Below are 6,527 nucleotides of genomic sequence, written 5' to 3'. Positions count from 1 at the left end.
GCTGTATAACTTGGCTCACTTCACAATCAGTATTCATTGTTTATGAGCCAGAAAAGTGGGGATCCCTCAGTCACGGGCATAGTTTTATGGGATATAACGGCAGGCTTTTGACTCTTAATAAATAAGCGATAATGACACCAGGGAAAGCATTAACCGCAGTATTAAATTCACTGACAACCACATTATAATATTGATAGGCATCCTTGATGGACTCAGCCAGATCTTGATAAGTTTGTACTCCTCGCAATAACTCTGTCTCTTGTACCAATGGACTATTTTGTACCATCTCCTTCAATGCCGATTGCGTTAATTGCTCAAAGTGAAGCATATCTGCGAAATGTCGCTCAACAGATTTCCAGTTAAGTTTATCATAATCCACTTTAAGATCATTGGCTATATCGGCTAAAGCGGCTTTAACCTCTTCTTCCATTAATAATATCGCCGATCCTTGCCATTTTAGTAGCAGGTTAATTTGCGCTAAAACATAAGAGTCAATAGTGTCCAAGGCTTCAAGTGTTGCGTCGCGTTTTTTAAATAAACTCATTATCCACAAATAGGTGATCACTAATAATATCCCTAGCGCCAGTATTATTCCTTCCATCAATGCAACCTTAATATCCTATTTATTCGCGTATACCTCTCACTTACTCTCCATCATTTCTATATAAAAATCCACTGTTAACGGGATCAATTTTAATTAACGCATTTAGCACTTTAAATAACGCTAGCCTTAAAGCCAAAAAATACCCATGAAGATAATAAACCTGAATTCGGGATAAGCAGCGCCGCTTAATAGCACTATTTCTGCCGCTATCTGTGTTGTGCTTTCTACTAATAGCCTGCTATTAGATACGAAATCACGCCTTGATATCGACAAAAATTGAAGTATTAAGCCAAGTTCGAAAATAAAGAATGCCCCAATTTCATTCAATTTTTTGATATTAAATGGGTTACCTCACATTTTTGACACTCATTATCCCGAGTTCAGGTTAATAAGCCAGCCTTCGTTATCTTTCATTACCACAAACATATTTAGTTACAATTAAAATAGCAATATCATTAATGACACCTTTTATTAGATTCTTCTGATAAAAGAAGCGTTACCCCCCCCTTTTTATTAACTGTTTGTTTATACTATTAATTAGTATTAACCTACACATAAGAGAATATTTTATTTTCTCAGCAACCTTTTTATTACAAGCTTTATTGTAAGAGTGAGCAGTAAAATTTAATGTTAAAAAACAATGACAAAAAAGACAAAAAACAAAAAACAAAATTAGTCAATACGCAATTAATCTAAGATACGTAAAGTCATCAATCGAGTAAATTATATTCATTAGCTCTAACCGACTAATAATGCCTTTTTGACCCAGAATCTCTGGGTCTTTTTTATTGCTAATGCTTTACTTCTCAATATTCATATTCACATCTATACTCGATGTTTGAAATAATATTGCCTCACCACTCTTGTTACTGCCTATTCAGTAACAATACAGCTTAATACTTATATACTAATATCATTGTGAAGTTGAATACTGACATTCTGTTCAATACAGAATTATTCATGTAAAGACCTTAAGCAAACCCATCCCCTTGACCCATTCACATGGGTCTTTTTTTTGCCTATTGCATCACGTCCCTTTACAACTTGCCATGCACCATCTTGTGCTCAAAAATGTCATATTGATTTAAATTCATCTGTAACATTCAGCAAGCATACAGAAGAAAACTTATATACTAGTACAGTAATATGAAGCTTAGCGTTTAATGAAACAGATCTATATCCCCCTTTCATAAAGGTTAAGCTAATTGACACTATCCCCTTGACCCATTCACATGGGTCTTTTTTTGCCTATTGATCGTTAAAAAACTAAAGACAGGTATCTCATTACCAATAAAAAAGACACCATAAATAAAAATGACTGCTATTTGATACAATAGCAGTCATTACCAATACAAAAGATTACTTCTTCAGCCCTAACTGCTTTTCTTTTGAACTAAATAATCGCTCCACAATCACAAAAAAGATCGGAATAAAGAAAATACCTAAGAAAGTGCCACTGAGCATACCGCCGACAACACCAGTACCGATCGCATTTTGTGCCCCCGCCCCCACACCTGTGCTTAATGCCAGCGGCAACACACCTAATCCAAATGCAAGTGAGGTCATTAAAATAGGTCTCAAACGTATTTTGATCGCCTGCAAGGTCGCATTAATGAGGCTTTCACCACGATCATAATAGGCTTTAGCAAATTCAATAATTAAAATGGCATTTTTCGTCGCTAAACCAATAGTTGTTAGCAAGCCAACCTGAAAGAAAATGTCATTGGATAAGTCACGACTGCTCGTCGCTAATTGCGCTCCTATCACACCTAAAGGCACCACCAGAATAACCGCTAAAGGCACTGACCAACTTTCATATAATGCAGCTAACACTAAAAAGACAAAGGCAATAGAAAGTGCATACAGCATAGGTGCTTGCCCACCGGATAACTTCTCTTCATATGACAAGCCATTCCACTCAATACCAAATCCGGGCGGTAACTGCGCCACCAGCTTTTGCATTTCTTGCATTGCTTCGCCAGAACTCACACCTGGCGCACTTGCCCCTTGAATATTCACCGCAGACAATCCATTAAAACGTTGTAAGCCTGGTGCACTCAACTCCCAAGTCGCCGTTGTAAAGGCAGAAAAAGGAACGAGTTCATCTTGATCGTTTTTAACATACCAATCACCTAAATTGTCCGGCTGCATACGATAAGGCGCATCACCTTGTACATACACTTTTTTTACTCGGCCTCGGTCAATAAAGTCATCAACATAACTGCTTGCCCACCCTGTAGTCAGTACGCTCGTTGCATCACTAATACTCACACCTAAGGCGCTCAATTTAGCATAATCAATATGTAACTGATAAGTGGGTGCATCTTCTAATCCATTCATGCGCACCCCCACCAATTTAGGATCATTCGCTGCCAATGCCAGTAACTTATCTTTGGCTTGCATTAACTTATCATGACCTTGACCATTTTTATCTTGTAGATACAAATCAAACCCATTTGACGTACCTAACTGTATGACTGCTGGCGGCGCAAAAGCAAATACCAAGGCATCTTTAAATTGAGAAAAGGCCATCATGGCTCGGTTCGCAATAGATTGTACATCCTGACCTAGCCCCTTACGTTCAGACCAATCTTTAAGACCAACAAATGCCATTCCCATGTTTTGCCCGCTTCCCGAAAAATTAAAACCTGCCACAGCAAAAACAGAACGTACATTTTTTGATTCTTCATTTAAATAATAATTGGTCGCCTGCTTGATGACCTTCTCTGTCTGTTCCAAAGAGGCATTAACAGGAAGAGCGACTTGAGTGAACAACACACCTTGATCTTCTTCAGGAAAAAAAGCCGTCGGCATACGCATAAACATCCAAGCAACAATACCAATCAAGGCTAAATAAACCAACATTACCCTACCAGTGCGTTTAATCATGCGAGAAACATTGTTCTGATAACGACTCAATAGCCTATCTAAGCTTTGATTAAACCAACCAAAAAAACCTTTTTTTTCCTGCTTTACACCTTTAGGGATAGGTTTAAGTAATGTCGCACAAAGTGCTGGCGTCAAAATCAATGCCACTAAAACAGACAGTGCCATTGCAGAAACGATGGTAATTGAAAATTGTCTATAAATAACACCTGTTGACCCTGACATAAAGGCCATGGGAACAAATACGGCGGATAACGTCAGGCCGATCCCAACGAGAGCACCTGTGATCTGCCCCATAGATTTTTTTGTTGCTTCTAAGGGACTTAGTCCTTCCTCTTCCATAATACGTTCGACATTTTCAACCACCACAATGGCATCATCAACCAGCAAACCAATAGCCAATACCATGGCAAACATGGTCAAAGTATTAATAGAAAACCCCGTAAAGGACAATATAGCAAACGTCCCTAAAAGAACGACAGGAACAGCAATAGTAGGAATAAGGGTTGCCCTAAAGTTCTGCAAAAAAAGGTACATGATTAAAAAAACAAGCACGATAGCTTCTAACAAAGTTTGCACAACATTTTCTATCGACTTTGCAATAAAGGGGGTTGTATCAAAAGGGTAAACGACCTCCATCCCTTCTGGAAAATAAGGCTTCATTTCCTTTATCTTTGCTTTCACGGCATCAGCCGTTGCTAATGCATTTGCACCTGTGGCCAGTACCACAGCCATACCTGAAGAAGGTTTATTATTATAAAAAGAATTCACCGAATAATCTTCAGAGCCCAATTCGACTCTTGCCACATCGGATAAACGAACAATACTGCCGTTTGTATCTGATTTGATGATAATGTCTTTAAATTGCTGCGCAGTTTGCAAACGACTCTGCGCCGTAATGGTTGCATTCAGTTCCTGCCCCTGTGTAGCAGGTAAACCGCCTAACTGGCCCGAAGTAACTTGAGCATTTTGAGCCGTAATAGCAGATTCCACATCAATAGTGGTCAAGCCATATTTAACCAGTTTGAGCGGATTGAGCCAAATACGCATCGCATATTGCGCGCCAAAAACTTTCACTTGCCCAACACCAGAGATACGGCTAATGGGTTCTTCTAGATTTGATCCAACATAATCAGCTATATCCCCTTTTGACATCGAACCATCTTCAGACACAAACCCTATCACCATTAAAAAGCCTGAACTGGATTTATTAACACTTACACCTTGGCTTTGCACTTCTTGAGGTAAAAGCGGCGTCGCTAATTGCAATTTATTTTGTACTTGAACTTGAGCAATATCAGGATCAGTTCCAGCATCAAAGGTTAACGTAATGGTTGCCGATCCAGAACTATCACTGCTTGATGAAATGTAACGTAAATGATCTAGGCCTATCATTTGCTGCTCTATCACTTGCGTGACACTGTTCTGCATGGTTTCGGCAGAAGCACCTGAATAACTCGCCTGAATTTCAATCGTTGGTGGGGCAATATCTGGGTATTGCGAAACAGGCAAACGTGTTATGCCTAAAATACCAAATAGCATAATAATAATGGCAATAACCCAAGCAAATATCGGACGATCAATAAAAAAACGTGCCATCTGAATACTCTAATTTTCTGTTGACGTTAAGACAGGCGTTGGATGGACCAAGCTACCCACTTGTATTTTCTGTAATCCACTGACCACTATTCTGTCACCCGCTTCTAAGCCATCTGTAATGCGCCATTGATTATCAATCGCTTCTGCGGTCGCGACCACCCTAGACACTATCTTATTGTCTTTACTAACCAGCATGACAACAGCTTGTCCCTTTACATTGTGTGTCACCGCTTTTTGAGGAACCAATATGGCTTTCTCATCGATCCCTTCATTCAACAGAGCTCTCACATACATACCAGGCAATAGTCTATGATCAGGGTTAGCAAACTCAGCCCTTAAGGTCACACTGCCTGTCCCCTCATCTACATTAATGTCTGAAAATTGAATACTGCCACGTAATTCATAAAAGGAATCATCATTTAAAATGAGTTGAACATTATCCTCCTTCGTTGCTTTAAGCTTGCCACTTTTAATTTGATTATTAAAATAAGTAAATTGATTGCTTGACTGCGGAATATCGATATAAATGGGATCAATTTGCTGTAAATAAGCCAGTACATCCGTTTGATTTCCGGTCACTAAAGCCCCTTCCGTTACACTAGATTTACCAATTCTTCCAGAAATAGGCGCCGTCACTTCTGTGTATTTAAGGTTGATTTGAGCTGTGTGTACATTGGCTTCATTCACTGCTATTTGTGCTTGTGCTTCTTTGTACAAAGCCTGCGCATCATCAAAGTCCTGCTGACTAATAGAATTCGTTTTAAGTAACACTTTATAACGCTTCGCTTTTGATTTAGCCGAAGACAATGTGGCTTTTGCGCTTTGCAATTCAGCCTGAGCATTCATCAAAGCAGCTTTATATTGCGAAGGATCAATTTGATATAAGGACTGACCTTTAGTGACAAATCCCCCTTCCGTAAAGCTACGTTTGGTGACAATGCCTCCCACTTGCGGCCTCACTTCAGATTCTAAATAAGCAACCGCTCGACCAGGAAGTTCGACTTTTATTGGCTGCGCTTTCGTTGACACTGTGATGACGCCCACATCAATAGCAGGAACTGTCGTTAATGAATCACTTTTTTCGTTTGAATCGCAAGCAGAAAGAAGAAACAGCGCACTTAACATTATGGCAAAATGTGTCATTTGCCTCATAAACACTCCTAACAATAAAAAAACAAAAAATAAAAGATTCACTCATTAAGAAAAATGTCACGCTTTACTATCAAACAAAACCAATGGGCAAACAAAACCAATGGATTTTATCTTTCTAAAATTATAGATATAAATAAAATAAAAACACTTAAAAATTAACCCAATACTAGTGTATGTTTCAACTGATAAGAAACCTCTTTTAAAAGGTTTAATCAACTTTAATGAATTAACTATGTTTCACTTACCCTACAACTAATTTAAATAGCAAATAAAACAGATGGTTATT

3 protein-coding genes are annotated in these 6,527 nt (G+C 38.7%); all 3 read right to left on the bottom strand.

All coding sequences use genetic code 11. The features are described 5' to 3' along the window. Nucleotides 1-70: 70 nt before the first annotated feature. Nucleotides 71-601, bottom strand: coding sequence for a LemA family protein (locus Q0791_RS17825; protein WP_299009292.1), 531 nt, complete (start codon nucleotides 599-601; stop codon nucleotides 71-73). 1,362 nt (nucleotides 602-1,963) lie between these two features. Then, a complete protein-coding gene (locus tag Q0791_RS17820) occupies nucleotides 1,964-5,089 on the bottom strand; it encodes an efflux RND transporter permease subunit (protein ID WP_299009290.1) in 3,126 nt (1,041 codons plus the stop codon). Between the two features lie 9 nt (nucleotides 5,090-5,098). Further along, nucleotides 5,099-6,241 (bottom strand): efflux RND transporter periplasmic adaptor subunit, encoded by a 1,143-nt coding sequence (locus tag Q0791_RS17815; protein WP_299009287.1) that lies wholly within the window; start codon nucleotides 6,239-6,241, stop codon nucleotides 5,099-5,101. Nucleotides 6,242-6,527 lie beyond the last annotated feature (286 nt).

This window comes from uncultured Shewanella sp., from assembly GCF_947495455.1.
Taxonomy (GTDB): Bacteria; Pseudomonadota; Gammaproteobacteria; order Enterobacterales; family Shewanellaceae; genus Shewanella.
Note: the sequence above shows the minus strand (reverse complement) of the source record. Positions and strands in the feature narration are given on the sequence as shown.

What these genes read in the sequence shown, in the direction of transcription:
- Q0791_RS17825 (WP_299009292.1), bottom strand. Translation starts at nt 601, where the DNA reads ATGGAAGGAATAATACTGGCGCTAGGGATATTATTAGTGATCACCTAT.
- Q0791_RS17815 (WP_299009287.1), bottom strand. Translation starts at nt 6,241, where the DNA reads ATGAGGCAAATGACACATTTTGCCATAATGTTAAGTGCGCTGTTTCTT.
- Q0791_RS17820 (WP_299009290.1), bottom strand. Translation starts at nt 5,089, where the DNA reads ATGGCACGTTTTTTTATTGATCGTCCGATATTTGCTTGGGTTATTGCC.